General features: G+C 61.1%; 28 protein-coding genes and 1 tRNA gene. 13 read left to right on the forward strand and 16 right to left on the reverse strand.

The features are described 5' to 3' along the window. Positions 1 to 65: 65 nt before the first annotated feature. Entirely contained in the window at positions 66 to 491 is a 426-nt protein-coding gene (locus tag SynNOUM97013_RS10200) for a cupin domain-containing protein (RefSeq protein ID WP_186479639.1), read from the reverse strand. Between the two features lie 83 nt (positions 492 to 574). On the opposite strand from SynNOUM97013_RS10200, the gene SynNOUM97013_RS10205 reads away from it, so the two are divergent. Next, entirely contained in the window at positions 575 to 853 is a 279-nt protein-coding gene (locus tag SynNOUM97013_RS10205; RefSeq protein ID WP_186479640.1) for a hypothetical protein, read from the forward strand. 65 nt (positions 854 to 918) lie between these two features. Continuing rightward, positions 919 to 1,095: a hypothetical protein gene (locus SynNOUM97013_RS10210; RefSeq protein ID WP_186481668.1), complete on the forward strand. Its 177-nt coding sequence runs from the start codon at positions 919 to 921 to the stop codon at positions 1,093 to 1,095. Between the two features lie 103 nt (positions 1,096 to 1,198). Here the strand turns inward: SynNOUM97013_RS10210 and SynNOUM97013_RS10215 are convergent, their stop codons facing one another. The 4 genes from SynNOUM97013_RS10215 to SynNOUM97013_RS10230 all read right to left on the reverse strand — a co-directional run bounded on the left by SynNOUM97013_RS10215 (position 1,199) and on the right by SynNOUM97013_RS10230 (position 2,168). Beyond that, positions 1,199 to 1,405 (reverse strand): hypothetical protein, encoded by a 207-nt coding sequence (locus SynNOUM97013_RS10215; RefSeq protein ID WP_186481669.1) that lies wholly within the window; start codon positions 1,403 to 1,405, stop codon positions 1,199 to 1,201. A 56-nt stretch (positions 1,406 to 1,461) separates the two neighbouring features. Continuing rightward, positions 1,462 to 1,662: a hypothetical protein gene (locus SynNOUM97013_RS10220; RefSeq protein WP_186481670.1), complete on the reverse strand. Its 201-nt coding sequence runs from the start codon at positions 1,660 to 1,662 to the stop codon at positions 1,462 to 1,464. Beyond that, positions 1,632 to 1,904 carry a DUF1651 domain-containing protein gene (locus tag SynNOUM97013_RS10225; RefSeq protein ID WP_186479641.1) on the reverse strand — a complete coding sequence of 91 codons (273 nt, stop codon included), beginning with the start codon at positions 1,902 to 1,904 and terminating at the stop codon, positions 1,632 to 1,634. The genes SynNOUM97013_RS10220 and SynNOUM97013_RS10225 overlap by 31 nt, the downstream gene beginning before the upstream one ends. Positions 1,905 to 1,979: 75 nt before the next feature. Beyond that, complete coding sequence (locus SynNOUM97013_RS10230) at positions 1,980 to 2,168, reverse strand: hypothetical protein (protein WP_255442735.1); 189 nt, start codon at positions 2,166 to 2,168, stop codon at positions 1,980 to 1,982. 337 nt (positions 2,169 to 2,505) lie between these two features. On the opposite strand from SynNOUM97013_RS10230, the gene SynNOUM97013_RS10235 reads away from it, so the two are divergent. The 4 genes from SynNOUM97013_RS10235 (at position 2,506) to SynNOUM97013_RS10250 (ending at position 4,635) form a co-directional block, all read left to right on the forward strand. After that, positions 2,506 to 2,751 (forward strand): DUF3104 domain-containing protein, encoded by a 246-nt coding sequence (locus SynNOUM97013_RS10235; RefSeq protein WP_186481571.1) that lies wholly within the window; start codon positions 2,506 to 2,508, stop codon positions 2,749 to 2,751. A gap of 466 nt (positions 2,752 to 3,217) precedes the next feature. Continuing rightward, on the forward strand, positions 3,218 to 3,673 hold the full coding sequence (locus SynNOUM97013_RS10240) for a septal ring lytic transglycosylase RlpA family protein (protein ID WP_186479643.1): 456 nt from the start codon (positions 3,218 to 3,220) through the stop codon (positions 3,671 to 3,673). Between the two features lie 60 nt (positions 3,674 to 3,733). Beyond that, positions 3,734 to 3,928, forward strand: a complete 195-nt coding sequence (locus SynNOUM97013_RS10245; protein ID WP_222929822.1) for a hypothetical protein — start codon at positions 3,734 to 3,736, stop codon at positions 3,926 to 3,928. A 494-nt stretch (positions 3,929 to 4,422) separates the two neighbouring features. Further along, the gene (locus SynNOUM97013_RS10250; protein WP_186479645.1) at positions 4,423 to 4,635 is read left to right on the forward strand and encodes a hypothetical protein; all 213 of its coding nucleotides are present in this window, start codon (positions 4,423 to 4,425) and stop codon (positions 4,633 to 4,635) included. A 9-nt stretch (positions 4,636 to 4,644) separates the two neighbouring features. Here SynNOUM97013_RS10250 and SynNOUM97013_RS10255 read toward each other — a convergent pair whose 3' ends face one another. After that, the gene (locus SynNOUM97013_RS10255) at positions 4,645 to 4,971 is read right to left on the reverse strand and encodes a hypothetical protein (protein ID WP_186479646.1); all 327 of its coding nucleotides are present in this window, start codon (positions 4,969 to 4,971) and stop codon (positions 4,645 to 4,647) included. Between the two features lie 56 nt (positions 4,972 to 5,027). Between SynNOUM97013_RS10255 and SynNOUM97013_RS10260 the strand changes: the two genes are divergently transcribed. Further along, positions 5,028 to 5,693 (forward strand): alpha/beta fold hydrolase, encoded by a 666-nt coding sequence (locus tag SynNOUM97013_RS10260; RefSeq protein WP_255442736.1) that lies wholly within the window; start codon positions 5,028 to 5,030, stop codon positions 5,691 to 5,693. Positions 5,694 to 5,698: 5 nt separating this feature from the next. Here SynNOUM97013_RS10260 and SynNOUM97013_RS10265 read toward each other — a convergent pair whose 3' ends face one another. From SynNOUM97013_RS10265 to SynNOUM97013_RS10290, 6 genes are all read right to left on the reverse strand, one after another. Next, a complete protein-coding gene (locus SynNOUM97013_RS10265) occupies positions 5,699 to 6,031 on the reverse strand; it encodes a hypothetical protein (RefSeq protein ID WP_186479647.1) in 333 nt (110 codons plus the stop codon). Between the two features lie 79 nt (positions 6,032 to 6,110). Continuing rightward, complete coding sequence (locus SynNOUM97013_RS10270; protein ID WP_186479648.1) at positions 6,111 to 6,371, reverse strand: lactate dehydrogenase; 261 nt, start codon at positions 6,369 to 6,371, stop codon at positions 6,111 to 6,113. A 52-nt stretch (positions 6,372 to 6,423) separates the two neighbouring features. Further along, the gene (locus tag SynNOUM97013_RS10275; protein ID WP_255442738.1) at positions 6,424 to 6,768 is read right to left on the reverse strand and encodes a hypothetical protein; all 345 of its coding nucleotides are present in this window, start codon (positions 6,766 to 6,768) and stop codon (positions 6,424 to 6,426) included. 430 nt (positions 6,769 to 7,198) lie between these two features. Next, the gene (gluQRS, locus tag SynNOUM97013_RS10280) at positions 7,199 to 8,095 is read right to left on the reverse strand and encodes a tRNA glutamyl-Q(34) synthetase GluQRS (RefSeq protein ID WP_186479649.1); all 897 of its coding nucleotides are present in this window, start codon (positions 8,093 to 8,095) and stop codon (positions 7,199 to 7,201) included. A 53-nt stretch (positions 8,096 to 8,148) separates the two neighbouring features. Continuing rightward, complete coding sequence (locus tag SynNOUM97013_RS10285) at positions 8,149 to 8,424, reverse strand: HU family DNA-binding protein (protein ID WP_011620102.1); 276 nt, start codon at positions 8,422 to 8,424, stop codon at positions 8,149 to 8,151. A 155-nt stretch (positions 8,425 to 8,579) separates the two neighbouring features. Beyond that, entirely contained in the window at positions 8,580 to 9,245 is a 666-nt protein-coding gene (locus tag SynNOUM97013_RS10290; protein WP_186479650.1) for an MBL fold metallo-hydrolase, read from the reverse strand. 72 nt (positions 9,246 to 9,317) lie between these two features. Between SynNOUM97013_RS10290 and SynNOUM97013_RS10295 the strand changes: the two genes are divergently transcribed. Further along, on the forward strand, positions 9,318 to 11,450 hold the full coding sequence (locus tag SynNOUM97013_RS10295) for a glycogen-debranching protein (RefSeq protein WP_186479651.1): 2,133 nt from the start codon (positions 9,318 to 9,320) through the stop codon (positions 11,448 to 11,450). A gap of 16 nt (positions 11,451 to 11,466) precedes the next feature. Here SynNOUM97013_RS10295 and SynNOUM97013_RS10300 read toward each other — a convergent pair. Then, a tRNA-Gly gene (locus SynNOUM97013_RS10300) sits at positions 11,467 to 11,537 on the reverse strand. An 89-nt stretch (positions 11,538 to 11,626) separates the two neighbouring features. Here SynNOUM97013_RS10300 and SynNOUM97013_RS10305 point away from each other — a divergent pair. From SynNOUM97013_RS10305 to plsY, 5 genes are all read left to right on the forward strand, one after another. Further along, a complete protein-coding gene (locus tag SynNOUM97013_RS10305) occupies positions 11,627 to 12,985 on the forward strand; it encodes an MFS transporter (protein WP_255442739.1) in 1,359 nt (452 codons plus the stop codon). Between the two features lie 23 nt (positions 12,986 to 13,008). Next, entirely contained in the window at positions 13,009 to 13,755 is a 747-nt protein-coding gene (locus tag SynNOUM97013_RS10310; RefSeq protein ID WP_186481575.1) for an ABC transporter permease, read from the forward strand. Between the two features lie 16 nt (positions 13,756 to 13,771). Then, positions 13,772 to 14,194: a DUF3119 family protein gene (locus SynNOUM97013_RS10315; protein WP_186479652.1), complete on the forward strand. Its 423-nt coding sequence runs from the start codon at positions 13,772 to 13,774 to the stop codon at positions 14,192 to 14,194. 118 nt (positions 14,195 to 14,312) lie between these two features. Continuing rightward, complete coding sequence (locus SynNOUM97013_RS10320; RefSeq protein WP_186479653.1) at positions 14,313 to 15,347, forward strand: DUF3086 domain-containing protein; 1,035 nt, start codon at positions 14,313 to 14,315, stop codon at positions 15,345 to 15,347. After that, positions 15,347 to 15,946: a glycerol-3-phosphate 1-O-acyltransferase PlsY gene (gene plsY / locus SynNOUM97013_RS10325; protein ID WP_186479657.1), complete on the forward strand. Its 600-nt coding sequence runs from the start codon at positions 15,347 to 15,349 to the stop codon at positions 15,944 to 15,946. Before SynNOUM97013_RS10320 ends, plsY begins: the two co-directional genes overlap by 1 nt. Positions 15,947 to 16,123: 177 nt before the next feature. On the opposite strand, the gene SynNOUM97013_RS10330 is transcribed toward plsY, so the two are convergent. Genes SynNOUM97013_RS10330 through SynNOUM97013_RS10340 form a run of 3 tightly spaced genes read right to left on the reverse strand, consistent with a single transcriptional unit; the run spans position 16,124 to position 21,182 of the window. Then, positions 16,124 to 17,029, reverse strand: coding sequence for a hypothetical protein (locus tag SynNOUM97013_RS10330; protein ID WP_186479658.1), 906 nt, complete (start codon positions 17,027 to 17,029; stop codon positions 16,124 to 16,126). Continuing rightward, positions 17,026 to 17,913, reverse strand: a complete 888-nt coding sequence (locus SynNOUM97013_RS10335) for a sulfotransferase family 2 domain-containing protein (RefSeq protein ID WP_186479663.1) — start codon at positions 17,911 to 17,913, stop codon at positions 17,026 to 17,028. Before SynNOUM97013_RS10335 ends, SynNOUM97013_RS10330 begins: the two co-directional genes overlap by 4 nt. Further along, the gene (locus SynNOUM97013_RS10340; RefSeq protein ID WP_186481576.1) at positions 17,910 to 21,182 is read right to left on the reverse strand and encodes a tetratricopeptide repeat protein; all 3,273 of its coding nucleotides are present in this window, start codon (positions 21,180 to 21,182) and stop codon (positions 17,910 to 17,912) included. The genes SynNOUM97013_RS10335 and SynNOUM97013_RS10340 overlap by 4 nt, the downstream gene beginning before the upstream one ends. Positions 21,183 to 21,243 lie beyond the last annotated feature (61 nt).

Consider the following 21,243-nt stretch of genomic DNA (forward strand, 5'->3'; position numbering starts at 1 on the left):
TCTCCCCCGTTGATGTGCACACCCTCTCGAGAATCGAGGCTTCAACCGATGGCCTGACGCAAGGATCAGGCAGCGATCTTGACGCCCTCTTTGGTCACCAGTTCAACGACTTTGGCCATATCGCCAAGATCCTTCTCATTGGCCTTGAGGCTCTTGAACACAGCCTCCACCCCACCCGGACGGGCGACCATCAAGTACTGGCAGGAGTCACCATCCGGAGTCGGAGCGTGAACGGTTCCCGCTTTGACGAGATAGGTGCCACCGGCGGGGACAATGGTGGCTTGACCATCCACATTCAGGTTCAACGCACCCTCGAGCACGACATAGGTCTCATCCCAGTCATGGGTATGCGGAGGTTGACCAACACCACCCGGTGTTTTGAATTCCGCGACGCTGTATTGACCATCGGTTTGATCAGCCGTCAGACGCAGGGTGATGCAGTCGCCTAGCACATTGCAGACCTCAGGCTTGTTGCTGGAAAGACCGAACACGGCATGGAGTCAAAAGGAACATAGAACCTATTCCCATTCCCGATAGTTTCCTGAATCCTCGGCGACGAATTCAGCGATTTGTTGTGGCTGTGCTGAGTCCGCCAACCAACAGCTCAAAACCGATCAGCTATACAGATGCTGGTCTCAGAGACTTCGCCATCACCAAAGGAATCGACAACGCCCGCTTAGATGCTGCTGCCACCTTGCCGCTGGAGCTCGGTTTGGCTGGCACCAAGGCCGAACGCCAGGTTGAAGCGGGTGAACACCGCGTTGGAGTCTTGAGCCAATTGCTTCTCGACATCGCAACATCCTTGATTGAGTACAGGATTGACGATGCACATGGTTCTGTCGGTTACCAGTGAACAGAACAGCCATCGCAGAGAACAGCCATTGCCACCCACAAACGACAACTCCGGGTGAAGTACCTATGGCTTGCGGTTGTGGCCAGCACTACACCGGGGTGAACAACCGCAATCCCATGATCATCGACACTGCCAATGCTCAGCCGATGGGCAGCCTGATCATCGAGGCCACTCACAAGCCCTTCCATGCACTGGCTTGCCCGCTTCGGCCGGCCACCGTGACCATCAGCAGAAAATCCTGACTTGCGCTTGTGGTGGCAACGGACCTCACTGACTCAGCCATGTCACCAAAAAAAACCCCGCCATTGGCGGGGCAGCATTGAACTGAACATCAAAGCGCTGTAATCAGCCCACGTTCGCAGAGAGCTTCACAGGGGAGAGGTGAGCGGAGGTGTAGTCGATACCTTCAGAATGCGCAGCAAAAACATGCTGAGCACTCTGGAGACGGCGTGCCTTGAGCTCTTTGGCTTTGATCAAAAGGAGGGTGTTCATGAAAACCACCGACAGCGTCTCAAACCCCGTTGCTTGTTTGAGATCGAACTGCGTCCCCAACCAGGGGACCAACGTTCCGAAATAATAAGACAAACACCTGCTCTCTGCGCAGATGCTCAAAACAGGTTGGGGTCGATGTTGGCCTTGGGGTTGAGCTTCAGAACCATCCAAAGCAGCATTGCCACGCAGGCCCGGTCATCGGCGCCGTAGTCGTATTTCCAGTCCTCCACCATCCCCGTCAGCTCCTGCTGCGCGTTGGTGATGAATTCATCGGTCCACTCCTCCATCAGCACACGGGAGGTGAACAGCGGCGCCATCCCACTTTGAGCATGTTGTTCCAGACATCGATCGCATTGGCCTTTAACAAGCGTCGCCGGTAATGCGGCACCGGAGGCTGCGGTCGCATCCATTCGTAGATACGCAGCTCAACCCACTGACCATGGCTCGTGGTGGTGTCGAGCCGGAAATGAACCAAACGCTGATCCACGCCATTCACCATCCAGGTGCCCCGGCCATGGTGACCGGAAACCGGCCCCCTGGAATCGCTTTGATCTTGCATGCAAGTGATTCTCTCCCTTGATCGGTCACCCAGATCACATTGCCCACGAAACTTGAGGGTGGTGATCGCGACGGATCAGGACGCCTCAATCTGAAGCGTCTGCTCCACCAGAACCCGAAACAACTCCTGCCTCTTGTACACGAGAAACTCCTGTTCTTCTGCAGCACCACCCGGCCAGTTACGCAGGGCATCGCACGTGGTTTTGTATTCGAGCCTTAACGCCCTCAGGTCGTAGTCAAAGCTCGCGACGATGTCATCACCCATGGGCATCAGCTAGCTGCCACTGTGTTACAAGACCTTCCAATAGCTTGACGTATCACAGGCGACTCACTTCTGAATCGCCAAACAATCGGCATGCCGCGACTTTGTCTCAGCAAAAAAAAGGAGGGTCCCACCCCTCCTCAGCTCGACGCATCTCCGGTTTTCTCCCGAAGACTTCGGCATTGTGACGGCTCACCCGCAAAGACTCAGTAGTGATAATTACTCACTCACAAACCCGATCAACCGACCAGTTGTGCGCAGCGATGCACTATCGCGTCGCCAAAGCAACACGGCCTCACAAGCTTCAGTGCTCGAATTGACCCGGCGTTGCCAACATCCCATGCCAACTTGCCGCTCGCGCTTCACCCCGAATGACGTTGACCCGCTGTTTCATCACGTCAAAGCGGGGATGACGGTGATCCTCCGCTCAAAAGACGAAAAAATCATCATGGCCGACGTGCGCCGCGTCAGCGACCACCAAGGAACCGCGTTGAACCCACCACTGTTTGAGGTGATGGATGTGCATACCGGTGAGATCAGCTGGATCAGCGGCTACCAGATCACACATGTTGTGCCTGCCCTCTGAATCCTTTATCCCAGCACCGGAGCGAGCATGAGATAACCACCCAGACATCCCAAAATAGTCAGACAAAGTGTTGGAATTGTGAGCCCCATTCTTGTTCTCTACACGACACAGTCCATTGTCTAGGGCAATTCACATCCGCCAAGGTGATTTCGCAAAAATACGTATCCAAGCGACCACGTCTCGCAATCACGCCGCAATCAAAGAGGCTCACAACCAACCAACCAGTTCCAAACATTTAGGCATTAAGGCTTAGTCGCCGAAGGAATAAAAAGGGCAATACTCATCACACTCGTGAAATCTGCATGGACAAATTGCACGTCAACGTTGCTTTCCTTGGCGGAACTGTGGTCTTGGCCGTCATGATTACCACCTTCATGGTGAAAGTGGCCGCCTGACCCCCCTAACAAAAGCCCGTGGGCAGTTCGCTGCTGGCTGGCTAGCTCTTGCGCAGGACTGCCAGCAGCGCATGACTCTCCCGCATCGACTCGCAACCTTCAGCTGCGCCTTTCTGATCATGGGCGCCGTCGGCTGCTCCAGCGAACAAGCCACTTCCAGCCCTGAGGCGTCAGCAGACGCCTTAGCGGTGCAGGAGCAACAGCCAGAGCAGACGCAAGCGCAATCGTCCAAGACCGTGGAAGGACGCGCCTCCTGGTACGGACCAGGGTTCTACGGACGCAAAACCACCAGCGGCGAAGTGCTGAAGAAAGGCACCATGACGGCGGCACACAGCAGCCTGCCGATGGGCACCGAAGTGAAAGTGACGCGCACGGACACGGGCAAAAGCGTGACGGTCGTGATCAATGACCGCAAGCCGTTCAAGCCGGGCACCGTGATCGACCTGGCCCACGGTTCCGCGGTGGCACTGGACATCGACGATGACGGCACGGGCCCGGTGCAGATCGAAGTGATCAAACAGCCCTAAGCCGACGCAGCGCCAACACCCTGACGATCCAAACCTGACCCTCAACGCCTGATGCACCACGTGCTGCTGCTCGCCCAGTTGATCGGCTTTCCGGAGGCTGGTTTTCAGAACTGGGTGGACAGCCTGGCGCCGGATGCCCTGTGCCAGGCCTTCCAGGACGGGTTGATTCCCGAGAGGTATCTGCCGGGGGGACGGGCTACCACCCCCTGTAGCAGCGGAAACGTCACGGACCCGATGGTTTACATCCCCCGCTGAATCTGCTTCTGGACGCCACCAGCCACAACTTTCCACTCTCCGCCGCTTCCGCCCGCAGGGCAATGAGCATGAACACCAGTAGGCAACATCCGCCGAACCGTGGAAAGTAGGTGCATCGAGATCGGAGGCGCTGATGACAGCCGACACTCCACCCCAGCAAAACCAAGAAGCAGTCTGACTTTTCGGCCCCCTGCTCCAACAGTTTCAAACGAATGGTGAAGTTGGTCCTTCGACAGGCAAGACCAGGTCCGCCACGTCGATCGACACTCCACTGCACCGTCCCAGGTGCCCCGGAGCTGCATCAACCCCACACCTGAACTCATGGCCCCAGGGACGCCCCAGCCAGTCGCTTCGACCCCGACTTCAGATCACTGATTGAAGGGTTGAACCATGCATGAACGAGCGAGCGTGGCCGTCTCACCATCCGGTGGGGCGGCCATCTCCGTTCAAGCCGTCTTCCGCCTCCGTGCGTGACTCCGTACGTGACTCCGTGCGTGACCGCATGCCTGAAGCCCACCAACAAAGCCCTGTCGCCAGCAATGACAGAACCACCGCAGCCCCGCAAACGCCGGGCGCTCACCTACACCGAGATGATGAATTCCGGCACGCAACAGCCGGTAGAGGAGCCCACCGAAGCGATGGAGCAAAAGAGGCCGCAACCGCCGACCTCCACCTGTAATGCCGATCAGAACGGCCAGGCTTGCTGAACAGCTGTTTCAAGGCAAGTAGTCGATCCGAATCCTGTTGCCGTTGGCATGGCGCAGCAGCTCCTGCTGGTCATCGCCGGATCGCCGCCAGAGGCCACCGCGAGCATCCCGAAGAGCGCTGCCATCGCCCACATGCGCATAGCTCTCCACAACACCGTCCTGCCATTGGATGGTCCACCCGAACGGAACGGGCTTGGCATGAACCACACAGGGCATCGGCGCCTGATCGTTGAACTGACAGCGCGCGCTGTAGACCGCCGCCAGGGATGGCACGGTCGCCCACAGCAACGCGGGGATGGTCGCTGCTCTGCAAGCGATGGACAAACGACTGGGCATCGCCAAGCATTCTGAAACCATGCTTGGCATAGCAGGGATCCTTTGGGCGAGAGAGCATGCTGATCCTTCAGAGAGATCAGATGGACAATCTGCTGGTGTCGGGTGCGGATGCAGCACCGCTGAGGGTGCTGCTGGCCCATGGGGCCGGTGCCGGCATGGACAGCCCCTTCATGGCGGCGATGGCCGATGGTCTTGCCCAGCAGGGCTGGCAGGTGCTGCGCTTCGAATTTCCCTACATGCAGCGGCAACGCAGCAGCGGCAAGAAGCGTCCGCCCGACAAAACCGAAGTTCTGTTGGACAGCTTTCGCGATCAGGTGAGGGCACTGGCGCAGGACAAGCCCCTGGTGATCGGTGGCAAGTCGATGGGGGGGCGCATCGCCAGCCTGCTGGCGGATGCACTCTTCGACGAGCAGCGCATCCAGGCCTGCCTCTGCCTCGGTTACCCCTTCCATCCACTGGGCAAGCCCGATCGGCTGCGCACAGAACATCTGGCCGAGCTGCGCACCCCGACGCTGATCGTTCAGGGAGAGCGAGACGCGATGGGACGCAAGGAGGAGGTGCGCACCTACCGCCTATCTGGGCAACTGGAGCTGACCTGGATGCCCGATGGGGATCACAGCTTCAAGCCGCGCAAGAGCTCAGGCCACAGCGAACGATCGAACTGGGCGCTGGCGATCGAGGCGATGGATCGCTTCCTGCGCCAACAAAAGGCGGCCGCTTAACGCGCTCACCACACCTCCGGGCAACGCACGTGCATCGCCGCTGACAAGGCCGCCAAGAAGTCGTTGGAACCATCCGGTCGATTTTGCGCAACCCCGGCCTCGAATCGCAGCGTCTGTATCTGCTGCACCCAGGCGTCGTTGAACGCCGAAAGACCCCGGCGATTGTCCTCGATGCCCCGCGCACAGTGGCGCTTCACCAATTCCAGGTCGTCGTTCAGCATCGCCTCTTTGCTCTGACTCTGGGCCAGGGCAGGGTTGAACAGCGCAGAGGGCAACAAACCTGAGGCAACTGCGATCAGCAGCCACGTCCAAAGGCTGTGGTGGGCAGGTCGTCTCATGGCATGGAGTGGGCGGATGCGACACAAGAAGCTGATCTCATGCTGCGCAGAGATCGCCAGGGTGACCACAGCGGACAGATCAGGTCTGATTGCCGCCGAGCATGTCGTCATACCCCTCATAGGGGTTGTATTCCGACCAGCCGGGGCTGGCCTGATCCATCAGGCCATATTCACCGTCGATCATGTCGGCGCGGGTGTTGCCGGTCGGCACCGTGTTGCAGGTGATGCCACCACCGGCGACGGGTTTGCAGTCGTCAAAGCGCACCTGGGCCTGGGCAGTGCTGGAAAGCGCCCCCGCGATCAGCAAAGCAGCGGTAAGACCTGTGCCGGAGATGGTCATGGCGCGCGGTGCATCGACCTGCATTCTGCCGACAACAGAGGGCTGCGGCTGTTCAGAGCCCTGAGCAGAGCTGTTCGCTTTCCCGCAGCGTCTCGAAGGCCTTCTCGCCTCGGGCCACGGCCAGCTGCACCATCACCACCTCAGCCTGAAGGCCCAACAGAAGGGTCTGACAGGGGTAACGGTCCTGGGCGCCGGCACGACGCTGCAGCGATTCAATGCGCAGCAGTGCCTGCTGACAACTGGGGGCATGGGCCGTACGAAAGCAGTGCAACAGCAAGGGCCTGACCGCAGATAGCGACGTTGCCTGCACCGGCAGCCCAGCGTGTGCGGCCGCCAACCCAAGGCACACCAGCCAGCGGGCCCACCACCGGAAACCACCGCGATCATTTTCAACCATCAACGCCATCGCGCTGCGCTGCTCTTGGCTGAAAGAATGCTGTCGATTCGCTGAAGACACCGGATGTACACCGATTGGACCGCCGTTGCACTGCTGCTGTTCACCGCGGTGCCGCTGCTGGCCGTAGTGGCCACCGCCACCTTCTTTATCTGGCAGCAGAAGAAGAAGCAGCTGCGTTGATCGCGGTCGGAACATCCTGGGGGCTGACACCAGCCTCCCGACCTGCAACCCCTGCCAAATCAAGGGGCTGACGCGCGTGTTCAACCGAAGCGATCACGCCACGGCCCAAACAGGTCTGACAAGTGCGGGATTGCTGCTGACTAATGCGTTGGATGCCGCTGCCGCCACAGCTCGAGCAGATCTCCATAACCCAGCCTGGGACACCGTTCCAGTGTGGGATCGCCAGGCCGTAACGATCCCGAAACCTTCCTTAAGAATCCAGGGTTTGGAGGCAGTCCTGCAGCAGCTCTGGCCGTTGCTGCAGATGCTGCTGCAGTTCCGATGCCGACAGCGCCGATCCCTCCGGCACCAGATTCAGAGACGCGGCCAGACGACCCAGCACCTGCTCGGCAGTCAAACCCTGCTCCCGCAGCGGTGCCAGCCCCTGGGCCTGCTCACGCTTGGACAGCTTTTGGCCTGCGGCATCAAAGAGCAACGGCACATGCCGGTAGCGCGGAGGGCTTCGGTCCAACACGGCGATCACCGCACGCTGAGCACGGCACACCGGCGCTAAATCGTCACCACGCACTACATCAGTGATACCGAGCGCCAGTTCATCCACGGCCGTGGCGAGGTGATAGGCGATGAATCCATCGGCCCGGCGCAGCACCAGATCACCGCAGTGGGGCTCGTCCGCCGCCAGCACCCGGAGCCGCCAGGCCGGTAGACGCCCGTTCTGCGGATCCCACCCGCGCGACAGCTGCCGGCAGGTGCCGGGATAGCGCCGACCCGGCCCGAGCTGACGGCGACTGCAGCGACAGGGGTAGAGCAAGTCGGCCCGCCGCAGGGCGGAAAGCACACTGCTGTAGAGACCACGGCGCTGGCTCTGGAGCAGCACCGGTCCATTCCAGAGCAGACCCAGCCAGCGCAGATCCTCTTGCGCGGAAGCGGTCGCCCCGGCACGGATGCGCGGCGTGTCGAGGTCATCGATGCGCAGCAACCACTGCCCGCACTGCAGACGGGCATGGAGCCAGGAGATCAGTGCCGTGCGCAGGTTGCCCAGATGCAGCGGCCCGGAGGGTGTCGGAGCAAAACGGCCGCGATAGCCCTGCTGACGCATGCGCTGTCCCTGCTCAAACACCGCCTGGAGATGGTCGGGAAAGTCCACACAAAAAAGGGTGGCCCCTTAGGGCCACCCGAATCAAGTCAGCGGCGGGGGCTTCAGCCCTGCACGCGGTCCTTGAACATCTTGCCGGCGGTGAAGGCAGGAACGCGCTTGGCGGGAATCTTGATCTTCTCGCCGGTCTTGGGGTTCAGACCCTGACGGGCGGAACGCTCACGGGGCTCGAAAGAACCGAAGCCAAGGATGGACACCTTCTTGCCTTCGACAACGGAATCAATGATGGTGTCGATGGCGGCATCCACCACCAGGGACACGTCGGTCTTGGTGAGCTCGGTGCGGGCTGCAACCAGGTTGACGAGATCAGCTTTGTTCATGAACTGGGAGGGGGGAAAGTGGCGGAAGCGGTTGGATCGACGATGCGGAGTCGACATCCGCACGGCTTCCCGAGCGCGCCAATCGTATGGAGACAATCGCGGTGCGGCAACCGAAAAACACCGTGCCGCAATGCATTCACCGCACCAGCTGCGACTCAAAAAGAGTCCAGCCTTGACGGATCGGCCTCTGCCCAACTGCTGAACGGCGCCAAACGACCGCCGCGCAGTGCCCCGAGCCCTGCCCCAGAAGCCAGTGCTGGAACGGCTTTTGCAGGAAGCCATTGGCGGAGACGTTCCAGACTGCGCTGCTGCCGCGGCCAGTGAAACGTGCGTCGATGCTGCAGCGGAGCGAGACGATCTGATGCGACAGGAACCAGCAAACGTCCGCAGAACAGCACATCCAAAGGCGCTGGTGCGTGCACCACGGCATGGCCTGGGGTCGGTCCAGGGGTCCACAGCAGGCGCAAACCTGAGGCGGTGGTGGCCTCATCAGCAAAGGTGTCGAGCTCTTGAACACCGGGCAAGAGATAAGCCTCTTGCTCCTGCACCAGCACAGGCCACTCCACACGCTCCTGCAAACGCCGCAGGCGGCCGTGCCCTTCCCGGCTGGTGAGCAGGATGCGGGCACGCCGTCCCGCCGCCATCGTCTGCAAGGCGGTGAGGGTGGCCTCGGTGAGCGGCGGGCAGTCGATCAGCACCGGTTCCGGATCCACATCCAGCCACCAGGACGAACCGCCCCGGCAGTCGCGATTGGGGGGAAACAACCAGAGGTCCGGCCGGATCTGCTGGGGCGGGCGGCCCGTCTCCAGAGCGGAGGTCATCACAGACACGGTGCTTCACCGCAGTTCTCACTACTTTGATATCTGCATGTCCAGCGGTCCGGGAGTGGAGCCTTGAGCACGATCCTGCGTGGCAGACCCTGGCCCCTAGGCAGCAGTGTGAATGCCCACGGCGTGAACTTTTCGGTGGCAGCACCGGGCGCCAATCGAGTGGAACTGCTGTTGTTCGATTCCGGGGAAGCCGCCAGCCCCTGCGAGGTGATCGATCTGGAAAGTGATCGGCACCGCTCTGGTGATTACTGGCATGTGGAGTTACCAGGGCTGCAGGCCGGCTGCCGCTATGGCTACAGAGTGTTTGGTCCTCTGGCCCCCGGCGGACATGGCTTCCACCCCGGCAAGGTGCTGCTCGACCCCTGCGCCCGCGCCATCGACGGCTGGTCGGTGTACGAGCGTGGCGCCGCTACCGGAGCCTCACCCAACACCGACTGCTGCCTCAAAGGTGTGGTGTGTGAACGGGACCGCTTCGACTTCGATGCGCACCCGCGACCGCGGCACAGCTGGCAGAACACGGTGATTTATGAGCTGCACGTAGGCGGCTTCACGAAGGCGGAGGACAGCGGCGTCGCCCCGGAGCATCGCGGCAGCTTGCTGGGGGTGATCGACAAAATCCCCTACCTAAAGAGCCTGGGCGTCACCACGATCGAATTGCTGCCGGTGCAGGCCTTCGACCCCCAGGACGCCCCTCCCGGACGCGACAACGTGTGGGGCTACAGCCCGCTGAGCTGGTTCGCACCGCATCAGGGCTATGTGTGTGGCGACGACCCTTTGCTGGCCCGCGAGCAGATGCGGGCCCTCGTCGCGGCCTGCCATGACGCCGGGCTGGAGGTGCTGCTGGATGTGGTCTACAACCACACCACCGAGGGCAACAACCAAGGTCCGACCTTGAGCTGGCGCGGCTTCGCCGACCGCACCTACTACCACCAGAACGACAAGGGCAACTATCTGGATGTGAGCGGCTGCGGCAATTCAATTGCTGCACATCAACCGATCAGCCGTGAGCTGATCTTGGAATCGCTGCGCTGCTGGGCCCTGGAGCTAGGGGTGGATGGCTTCCGGTTCGATCTGGGCATTGCCCTCAGCCGCGGCGAAGGGCTCAAACCGCTGGACAAGCCCGCCTTGTTTGAAGCGATGGAAGCCGATCCCTTGCTGAGCGAGCTGAAGCTGGTGAGCGAACCGTGGGACTGCGGCGGCCTCTACCGGCTCAATGACTTCCCGGCCCAACGCATTGGCACCTGGAATGGTCGCTTCCGCGATGCGCTGCGCAGTTTCTGGAAAGGGGATGACGACAGCACCTGGGCTTTGGCCCAGCGGCTGCGCAGCAGCCCTGACCTTTACGACGGCAAAGCGGCGAGCCTGGGGCGTTCAGTGAACCTGCTCACCGCCCATGACGGCTTCACGCTGCTCGATCTGGTGAGCTTCAACGGCAAACACAACCTGGCCAATGGCGAGGACAACCGCGACGGGGAAAACCACAACACCAGCTGGAACCATGGCGTGGAAGGCCCCACCAGCGACCCGGCGATCCGGGCGCTGCGCAAACGCCAGCAGCGCAATCTGCTCACCACGCTGCTGTTCGCCCGGGGCGTGCCGATGCTGCTGATGGGCGATGAAGTGGGCCGCAGCCAGGGCGGCAACAACAACACCTGGTGTCAGGACACCCCCTTGAGCTGGATGATCTGGTCGCAGGCCCACTGCGATACGGAGTTGCTCACCTATGCCCAGCGGCTGCTGAAGGTGCGCAGCCAGCTAGCGGAGCTGATCAATCCCCTGATGGCCCACAGCGAGCCACCACCACCAGCGCCGTCAGAGGAAACGGACGACACGCCTGAATCACCTCAAGCTCTTGCCCCTCGCATCAGCGCACCGGAAGGGCTCTGGCGCCAATGGCACGGCGTGGAGCTGAACAAACCGGATTGGGCCAGCTGGTCCCACTGCCTGGCCTACAGCGTGCAACGGGGCAGCGAGGGAGCCGCGCTATGGGTTGGATTCAATGCCTATTTCAAGGCGATGCACTTCGATCTGCCCGAGCCAACCTCACCCTGGTGCCGGCTGATCGACACGGCCCTCACCGCTGACGACGACCTGCCAACAGTGCTGGAACCCTGGAGCCCGAAGGGAGTGCCACTAGAAGCCCGCAGCCTGGTGGTGATGGTGGCCCGCGACGAAGCTGCCAAACTCAAGCTCTGAGCGCTTATAAGAAGCAAGCGGGCGGCGGGAATCGAACCCGCATCATCAGCTTGGAAGGCTGAGGTTTTACCACTAAACTACGCCCGCACAAAAACATCCGTACCAATGCCGTGAAGGCTGGCGTGGGTGTTGTGCGCAACCATTATGGCGGTCCGTCCGCCCCCCCTTCCAGCCTGATGAGCACCAGCACCCTGCCAGGGGGATCCCGCCGCCGCCTGATGGTCGCCTACGGGCTGGGCGATGCCGGCACCGGATTGGCTGCGACGCAGCTGGGGTTTTACCTGTTCCCGTTTTTCACCTGTGCAGCAGGCCTGCCGGCCTTCATCGCCGGCTCGCTGCTCACTGTGATCAAGGTGTGGGATGCGATCAACGACCCGCTGATCGGCTGGATGAGCGACCACACCCAGAGCCGCTGGGGGCCGCGTATCCCCTGGATTCTCGGCGCTGCACTGCCACTGGGCATCAGCCTGGCGGCGATGTGGTGGGTTCCGGAGGGGACCACCCTGCAGCGCACCTTCTATTACGCGGTGATGGCCATCCTGCTGATGACGGCCTACACGAGCGTCAACCTGCCCTATGCAGCGCTATCAACGGAGCTCACCAGCGACACCGCCATCCGCACCCGCCTGAATGCAGCCCGCTTCACCGGCTCGATCGTGGCGGGCCTCAGCGGATTGATCGTGGCCTCACTGGTGCTCACTGATGGGGCCGACGGTTATCTGCGCATGGGACGCATCACCGGCACCATCGCCGCCCTGGCCACGCTTGCCTGCTGCTGGGGTCTGGCCCCCTACGCCAAGAAAGCGGCACGACCGGCCATCAATGCCGAGCCACCGCTGGCGCAGCTGAAGCGAATCCGCTCCAACCCCCGATTCCTGAAGGTGCTGGGGCTGTATCTGGCGCTGTGGTTCGGTCTGCAGCTGATGCAGGTGGTGGCCCTGATCTGGCTGGTTCAAGTGGTGCATGTTCCCCCCAACCTCTCCACCTGGATCCTGCTGCCCTTCCAGCTGAGTGCCCTGCTGGGCCTACAGCTGTGGAGCCTGCTCTCCAACCGCAGCGGGCGCCTAGTGGCCCTGCGCTGGGGTGCCGGCCTGTGGATCCTGGCCTGCCTGATCTCGATGGTGTTCCCAGCCATGCAGAACGGCGGCACCCCAGCTGAACTAATTCCGCTAATCGGCCTGATCTCGATGGTGGGCATCGGTGCCTCCACCGCCTATCTGATCCCCTGGTCGCTGCTGCCCGACGCCATCGACGCCGACCCCACCCGACCGGCCGGGCTTTACACCGCCTGGATGGTGCTCGGCCAGAAGCTGATCATCGGCGTGAGCATGAGCGTGTTCGGTGCGCTGCTGTCGCTCACCGGCTACGTCTCCAGCGAAAGCTGTGATGGCGCCATGGGCTTCATCGCGCAGCCGGCCTCAGCACTGTTCGCCATCCGCATGAGCATGGGGCTGATTCCCGCCATCCTGGTGGGCATTGGCCTCCTGGTGATGCGTCGTTGGCCCGACCGCGGCGCCCATCTGCAACGCACATGAGCACGTCCCGCCTCCGCGTCCGTCTGAAATCACCTCGCTGGCTGAACCGTCTTGGCAGCAGCCTGATCATTGGCGGCCAGGCGGTAACCGCCACCGTGCGGGGGCGGATCAACACGATCGATCTGCTCGATCAACTGCAAGAAGCCGGACCCGGAAGTTTCCTGATCGTGATTATCACGGCTCTGGCCGCGGGGACGGTGTTCAACATCCAGGTGGCCAAGGAATTAAGCAACATGGGCGCCAACGCCACCGTGGGTGGCGTGCTGGCCATTGGCCTGGCGCGGGAGATCGCCCCTCTGCTCACCGCCACGCTGCTCACGGGCAAGGTGGCCACCGCCTACGCCGCGCAGCTGGGCACGATGAAAGTGACAGAGCAGATCGATGCGATCACGATGCTGCGCACTGATCCGGTGGAGTACCTGGTGGTGCCACGCCTGATCGCCATGGTGGTGATGGCGCCGGTGCAATGCCTGCTGTTCTTCGGGGTGGCGATCCTGGGTGGCCAGATCAGCAGCACGGAGATCTATCAGATCCCGCCGATGGTGTTCTGGAACTCGGTGCGCACCTGGCTGTCGCCGGAAGATCTGCCATTCATGCTGGTGAAGGCGCTGATCTTCGGCCTGCAGATTGCCGTGATCTCCTGCGGCTGGGGCATGACCACCCAGGGCGGCCCTAAAGAAGTGGGCACCAGCACCACCGGCGCGGTGGTGATGATCCTTGTGACCGTGGCCCTGATGGACGTCCTGCTCACCCAACTGCTGTTCGGCTGACCCGCACTTTCCCTCGATGACATCCACACCCTCCCCCTCCGAGCAACCCACCGCCACAGGCGCCAGCGTGAGCATCAGCCCGAGCCCCCGGCTGGCCTTGCTGGTGGTGCTGCTGAGCGCGGCCTTGCTGCCCCTGCCTCTGCAGCCCTGGCCAACCCTGGTGGTTGGCCTGTTCGGCGTGTTCCTGCTGGTGCAGACCTACAGCCTGCGGCTGGAATTCACCGCCGACACCCTGGTGGTGTGGCGCGGCGCACAGGAGCTGCGGCGCTTTCCCTACGCCGAGTGGCAGAGCTGGTGCCTGTTCGCTGCCTGGATTCCGGGCCTGTTCTATTTCCGCGAAGTGAAGAGCATTCACTTCCTGCCGATTCTGTTCAACGCGAAAGAACTACGTGAACAACTGGAGCTGCGGGTGGGGGAGCTGGAGACACCCAAAGCCTGAACAGCAGCCGCCAGACGACACGATGACGTTACATAAAAGAGACATAAGCGGAACGCAGACGTGCCTGCACTGCCAAGATTCCTGTGATCGGCTGAAATGAGAGCAGGACAAGCCAGCCATGCCTGACGACACCGACCTGACGCCCCAAGACGCGACGCCTGCCGCGGAGGGTTCCGAGGACGTCACCAGCACAGCGCCAGCCCCTGAAACGGCAGCAGCCAGTTCCGACACCACAGCCAGTGCTGAGGCCACAGGTACGCCGCCCAGCGACGGCGGCAGCGAGGCCCTGATCCAGCTGGCCCTCACCGATCTGCAGGGCCGCCGCGATGCCCTGCACCAGGAGATCGAAGCCCTGAGCCAGCGCAAAAAATCGCTGGAGAAGGAGATGACCGCCAGCTTCACGGGGCAGTCCGATGCGATCGCACGCAAGGTGAAAGGGTTCCAGGACTACCTGGGCGGAGCCCTGCAGGGCCTGGTGCAGTCGGTGGAGACCATGGAGCTGGTGGTGCAACCGATGGTGGTGCAGCCCTCACCACTGGACGCCGAAGCCGCTGCCAACGCCGCTGAACCCGCCGCCGCCACGACTGGCGCCGCACCGGCGGTAGCGGACACCTTCCGTCCCGATGAAGAGCTGATCCGCGCCAACCTCACCCGCTTCCTGGAACAGCCCGACTTCTACGCCGACCCCTGGAAGCTGCGCCGCAGCCTCGATGCCAGCGACACGGCGGTGCTCGACGACTGGTTCTTCAACCAGGGGGGCCGTGGCGCCCAGGCCAGCCGCGGCAGCCGCCCGCGCAATGTGCTGGTGGGCGCTGCGCTGATCGCGGTGATCGGCGAGCTGTACGGCGATCAATTCCAGACGCTGGTGCTGGCCGGCCGGCCGGAACGACTAGGAGAATGGCGCCGGGGCCTGCAGGATGCCCTCGGCCTAGGCCGGGAAGACTTCGGCCCCAGCAGCGGCATCGTTCTGTTTGAACGGGGCGACGCCCTGGTGGAACGGGCCGACCGCCTGGAGGAACGCGGCGAGGTGCCGCTGATCCTGATCGACGCGGCCGAGCGGTTCGTGGACATCCCTGTGCTTCAGTTCCCGCTCTGGCTGGCCTTCGCAGCAGGGCCAGGCGAAACCTACGAAGACGACGACGACCTGCTCTGATGCCCTTCCTTGCACTGCTGCTGGGCTACCTGCTCGGCTCCCTGCCCTGCGGCTATCTGGCCGGTCGCTGGTGCAAAGGCATTGACCTGCGCACGATCGGGTCAGGCTCCACCGGCGCCACCAACGTGCTGCGCAACGTGGGCAAAGGGCCGGCGCTGGTGGTGTTCCTGCTGGATGTAGCCAAGGGTGCTGCCGCCGTGCTGCTGGCCGGCGCCTTGACCGCCGCGCATCCACTCAACGACTGGATTCAGGTGCTGGCGGGCCTGGCGGCCCTGGCCGGACACATCTGGCCAGTGTGGCTGGGCTTCAAGGGCGGCAAGGCGGTGGCCACGGGGCTGGGCCTGTTCCTGGGCCTGGCCTGGCCGGTGGGACTGGCCTGCTTCGGGGTGTTTCTGGCGGTGTTCAGCCTCAGCAAGATCGTGTCGCTCGCCAGTGTGGTGGCCGCGATCAGCCTGCCGCTGCTAATGACCGCCGGTTCCAGCAGCAACGCCAACCTGCTGGTGGCGTTGGTGGCGATGGTGCTGGTGCTCTGGCGCCACCGCAGCAACATCCAGCGGCTGATCAACGGCACTGAGCCCAAAATCGGCCAGAAGTCTTGAGTGCAGCGGCCGGCATCGCTCCACTTGGTAGCCAACAAGAAGAAAAAGGCTCGAGTCCAATTTCAAACGAGATCACACCAAGACCCTGCGAATGGGCATCAATACCAATGACGCGATCCGCCTCGAATGGATTGGCAGGCTGAGGTCCACTGCCTAAATCAACAGCAAGGGTAGGTTTCATACAGCAATTGCTCCCTCAAGTCGCTGATTCAGCGCCTGATCCACAGGAAAGCCCATCGACTGCATCAGGCGGTGACGAATCAGGAGTTCTTCTTCTTTACTCTGAAGTCCGTTGGAAAATCGCTTTTCTAACGATCCGAATTGGCGCACATGGCTGAGTGGTGTGCTGTCGATCGCTGCAAAGCGCCAGGCTCCAAGATGAGCGGCGCAAAGGGGTAGGGCAAAACGGTCGAGGCCATAGCCGCTGCGCACACCGCGAAGAAAAGGCATGGCCAGCTGCAGAAGATCACTACGGATGAAGGGAGCCATGATCTCAATGATTGGCACTCTGTGCAGGCTGCTGGAGGCGCGTTGACGAAGCCATCCATATTCCTGGCAGAGGCTGCTGGTAAAAGTCACAGCAGGCTGGGCAGCGCTGAGGTTGTAAATCCTTACCATGGCCAGCAGGGTGTTGATGTCGCTGCTGCGCAACAGAACATCGTCATCGACGAAGCCCATGAAATGGCCACTTTGTAGTACTGGAAGGCGTTTCCAAGCTTCCTCCATCAGGTGACCTTTGCATTCAGTGGCCACACTCATCACCGTGAAGTGATGAGGGTTGTGATCGGGATCGACACCCTCACCGGTCCAGTCGAACAGCACCACCTCACAATTCAAAGGTTGATCGAGCACGAAGCAATGCTTACCGCGCTCACAGGCCAGCACCACGACATCCTTCGCTTGGGCACCTGGATTGATCACAGGGCGACCACAAGCGATTGGATCTTGTTTGTCAAGTTGGGCAACAGCCTCCGTCATTTCCGGGAGGAACTGATCGCTATGGCTGCCCAGCACCCAACGAGCCCAGAGATCGCGCTCCGCTGCGGGGCGGCCCCGCAGCAGCTCGGGGAAAGGCTGGCTCATGCAGCCTGCCTCGCTGGCTCAAGCTGCATCGGTCCGAGCATCTGCTGAGCCAGCTCGAGGAAGGCCCAATCGGCGGCATAGAACTGTTGTAGGGCCTGCAGGGCATCTGGACTGAGCTGATCCCGCTGCAGACAACGCCAGGGATCATCATCGGTCAATTCAGACGACACATGCCGCGGTGTGACGTTGATCACCACACCGCTCACCTGTTGCCAATGTTGCAGCAAGGGTGTGATCTGCTCCATCCCCAGAAGCGAGTGATACACGCCGGGATCGCCACCCAGGTAAGCCACTTGGGGAAGGGTGTGATGACTCCAATCGATGTGGCATTGGATCCATTGCGGTAACGCGAGCGCCACCGCATTCATCACCTCCATGGGGTCGCGATCTTCAGCAAAGCTGGTGACCCCGTGGCGAATGAACAACTGATGGTGTTGCTCCACCGCCTGTTGGTAAAGCGTGTCATCACCATTGCTGTAACGCCGTAACTTCTCGTGGACGGCGGGACTGGTGAGTTCGCGCAGATGGCTACGACAGGCTGAGACGAAACGGTCGATCGGATCACGCCAGATCGCCATCAGGCTGCGATACGGAGCCAGCGCCTCAAGCTCCTCGCGATTGAGCCAGTGGGTGTGACGCAAAACAGCGCGGTGAGGATCATCAAGAAGCGATGGCTCAGCACAGTGCTGTAGCTGCAGCCAGGCCCGCTTGATTGTGCTGCAGCCATTCTTGGGAATCCAAACAATGCCGGCGTCATCACCCAGGGGCAACAACGGCGTCAAGCTCGCACCGCTCTGCAAATGCAGCTGAATGGCAGACCACTGAGGGAGTCCCTGCGCACACACACCAGGCAGGGGATCGCTGGCTTGCAGACGGACACTCATGCTGCGGCCCGCTCGTTGGAGATCCCAGAGGCAAGAGTGCTCACCGGCATCGGGCGAAGGCCTGCGGATTTCTGCCCCACGGCGGGGGCTTGTCGACACACCGTCTCAACCGCCAGCTGGAAAGCTTCGGCCACGCTCTTGTCGTAAAAAAGTCGTGACTTGCGCTCGCGAATGCTGTCACGCATGTGCTGGTGAAAACTCGCATCGTCGAGAAGTCGGCAAGAGATCGCGACGTAATCGTCGACATCACTAGCGATCAGTGCCGGAAGCTCAAGAACCTCAAGCATCGCCACCGTGTGGCGCCCGCGCATAAAGGTGGTAGGGAGAGTGACGACAGGGCAGTCAAGCGAGAAGGACTGCATCGAACTGTTGCCGCCGTTCCAATCGATCGTGTCGATGGTGTGGTGGCTGATGGAAAAAAGACCCATGAAATCGCCGTAGTCAAGCCGGGGCAAAATTCGCAGGTGGTTCTCAATCTCAAGGCCCCGCTCCTGAAAGTGAGGACGCAAGCGCTCATAGAGGCCATCGGCAACACTGCCATTGCCCATATGACCCACCAGAACAATGAATGCCTCGGGATGGCGCTTGGCAATTTCGGCGTAAATCCAATCGTGACGGGGCAAATATTTGAACGTGCTCTGCAGCGAATTGAGGATGGGTCGATCGCGCGGTAAGTCGAACTTGTCGTAAAGCAATTGGCCGTCGTGAAGGGCCGCCGGCACCTCGTAATTCAGGCCGGTGTTGGGCAGCCGGTAAAGCGTCTCGCTGTAGTGGGCCTCGTTGCCCTCTGGCTCCATCCCCTCACCAGAAAAGTAGTAGTGAATCGTGCGGGATCCGCTACTGATCGGGTGGCCCCAGCCCTGGGCCTGGACCGGAGCAAGTTGCAGCACGGAAGTCACCTTGCTGGCGGGATGCATTCCAATGTCGGTGTAAATCAGGAGATCAAGTTGATCGTCGCGGATCTGCTGCAGCATCAGCTCAGGTTCTTCAGGCCGCAGCGGCAAGTGTCGATAGGTGCCCAACGAAGCAAATCGGGCGCTGCCAGAGTCCTCCGATTCGGAGAGGTTGTAGCTGAAGATCTCGTATCCGGGATTGCCGGCAATGCCCTCCAACCACCCGAGGGCCCAGATCGAGCCGTTGTGGTTCATCAAGTGCGGTGAGATCACTCCTACCTTCAACGGGCTGGCGTCTGCAGGGTCCCGCTGGGGAAGTGGCTGCATGAAGGCATCCAGGCGTGGGCGGAGGATGCGATCGAGGATTCCGGCATAGAGCTCCTGAAGCGGTCGGTCGTCGTCCATCTGATAGGCCAGATAGAAATTGGTGAGCGACCAGGCATGGGCGTAGAGCACCTCCCAGGAAGAATCCTCTTGGGTAATCCCCTCAAGCAACGCGTAAAGCTCGCTGGCGTCATCGCTCCAGCGTTGACGCACCTCGCTCACCTGATCATCGGTGGAATAAAGAACCGGCAACACATGCAGACGTGTCATGAGCTGCACCCGACGATCCGCATGGCATCCATCAGCAACCGCCAGGCCGTCGCCGTAGCGACCTAGCTCCATCAAGCATGCGATCCGTCCCTGCAAACCCACCACGGTCTCAGTGGCATTAAGGCCCTGGATCTGACCAAAGCGCTCAAACTGCTCGAGAGCCTCACCGTGCCGTTTTTGTTGAATCAGTGCTTGGGCCAAGTTCTGACGAGAAGGCCTGAAATCCGCGTCCAGCGTGAGTGCATGGCGGTAGCTGGCCATGGCGGCATCGACATCGCCACTGCCGGCCTGCACCAAGCCGAGGTTGTTCCAGGCATCGGGGTAGTTGGGCGCGTGCTCGAGGCAGAGGCGGAACGCTTCGATGGCCTCAGGATTGCGTTTCTGATCGCGCAGCAGGTTGCCTAAGCAGAAGGAAGCCTGGGCGTATCCGGGTTGATCTCGCAGAAGCAAGCGCAGTTCCCGCTCAGCCTCTGGCTGTTGATCCAACTCAAGCAACGCAAGAGCAAGATTGTGGCGGCATTCACTGAAACGCGGATGGACCGATAAAGCTTCTCGATAAAGGCGCAAACCTTCCGAAGGGTTGCCGAGAGCTCGACAAGCGTTACCTCCGTTGAACAGCACAAAGGGCGTCAAAAACCCTGCAGCTTGAGCGGCCTCAAAGCAGCGAAGTGCCCGTTCGTGGTGTCCCAACCCAGCCTGAGCAAGGCCTTCGAGGTATGCCACTTCACCTGCATGGGGGTGCCCTTGCAAGGCAATGGCCTGATCCACCACCTCCTGAAAGCGCTTCTGAGCCAGTGCCTCATAGAGGTGCGCCAAGCCAGCCTCAGGCGCGTTGTGATCCGGCCAGGTTCCCTCAAAGAGCGTGATGGAGGGGAGGGGGGGATGAGCAAGGGCCTCATTTGCAGCAACCAGTTGTTGCTGTAGGTCGATCAATTGCTGCTGCAATCCCGAAATCTGCTGATGTCGCTCCCTGAGCTGCAGAAGCGGATCCACAAAGGCATCACTTTCAATAGCAGTGAATGACTTCTGTGTCGCGTTGCAACGGCGGGGCAAGCTGTAGCTGTAGGCCTCCAAATCCTCGCCATACAGCCGCTCCACCACCGCCAATCCTTCTTTTGTGTAGGCGTCTTTCCATAGACGACTTAAAGGCTGCCGGTATTGCTGGCTATACGTCTTTAATTCGGCGAGAATACGCTCCAGACGATCCGCTGACAGGAAGGGCTCAAGGGATCCCGGCAGCTGCGCCACCAATTGCTCACGATCCAAATGCAGATTGAACAACTCCGCATCAGCCAAGGTCTGGCGCTGGGGCGTGAGGTGAACATCCCCCCGCAAGTACTCCCAATGCTCTCCAAGATGGTCGAGAAAAGCCGCAAAGCTGCATGCATCCGCAGGATCGAGCCGATTAGCCGCCTGTACTGAGGCATTCAACGGGGCGTAGGCAGGGTCCAACAGGTGAAGCTTGTCGTGCCAAAACGACAACAAGCGCTCTGCAGGATGACGGGTCACCGCCAAGCGCAGGGCATGAGGATCTTGTCGCCACTGGTCCTGCTGGCTTGCAGAAAGCTGCACAAACGCCGGCAACGCATGAATCTGTGGCCGATGAATCGCCAATGCGGGGCGCGTTTCACCTAACGCTGCAATTTCATGCGGTTCGCGACCATCGGCGATCACTGCCAAACGCTTAAGCAAAGTGGAAGCAACTTTGGGGAGAGGGCACAACAGCCAACGGGAGCTCTCCACCACCAACGTGGCTTGTGAAGTTGGTGAAACCAACACCATTGCAATTGCCGCCAACCTCGATGCGCATATTCAAGGTCGACAGCGCAAAAACGGGGGGAAT

Source organism: Synechococcus sp. NOUM97013, assembly GCF_014279815.1.
Taxonomy (GTDB): domain Bacteria; phylum Cyanobacteriota; class Cyanobacteriia; order PCC-6307; family Cyanobiaceae; genus Synechococcus_C.